Source organism: Bradyrhizobium iriomotense (genome assembly GCF_030160715.1).
GTDB classification, from domain to species: domain Bacteria; phylum Pseudomonadota; class Alphaproteobacteria; order Rhizobiales; family Xanthobacteraceae; genus Bradyrhizobium; species Bradyrhizobium iriomotense.
In genome coordinates this window covers 1-562 of record NZ_BSOW01000167.1, presented here as the reverse complement: position 1 = coordinate 562, position 562 = coordinate 1, and the positions used below count along the sequence as shown (strand labels likewise).

The 562-nt window shown below is 59.1% G+C and carries 1 protein-coding gene; it reads left to right on the top strand.

What is annotated here, in order from left to right; translation table 11 throughout:
- Nucleotides 1–39 precede the first annotated feature (39 nt).
- On the top strand, nucleotides 40–562 hold a 523-nt coding region (locus QQL28_RS45810), incomplete at its 3' end, for an IS110 family transposase (RefSeq protein WP_284276460.1).

The following is a 562-nucleotide window of genomic DNA, read 5'->3' as shown; positions in this document are numbered from 1 at the left end:
GAACTCAAGGTTCGCATCACAAGGGAGGGATCGACGAAGATGGCGAAGCGTACCACGATCTGTGTCGGGATCGATACCGGCAAAAGGAAGCTCGATGCGGCGATCGAGGGCAACCACGAGCAGTTGCAGGTGGACAACACGCCGGAAGGCCACGCGATATTGCTGATATGGCTGCGACGGCATCGCGTCAAACGTGTCGGGATCGAAGCGAGTGGCGGGTATGAACAGCCGGTCGTCACCGAGCTGCGGCGCAAGCGGTTTGTGGTCGTGGTGTTCCAGCCGGCCCAAGTCCGCGCCTATGCTAAATTCCACTCGCAGCGGGCCAAGAATGACAAGATCGATGCCGCTCTGATCGCAATCTGCACCGCTGCGGTCCGGAAGATCCATGCCGCCCCCGATCCTCGGTTGCTGCCATTCGCCGAGCAACTGACCATGATCGATCAGATCGGTGAGGATATCGCGCGCCTCAAGAACAGGATCGAGAGCTGCCGCGATGTGGAGATTAACAAGCTCTGGCACGAGGACATCGTTCGCCTGGAGCAACGTGAGAAGAACTCACTCA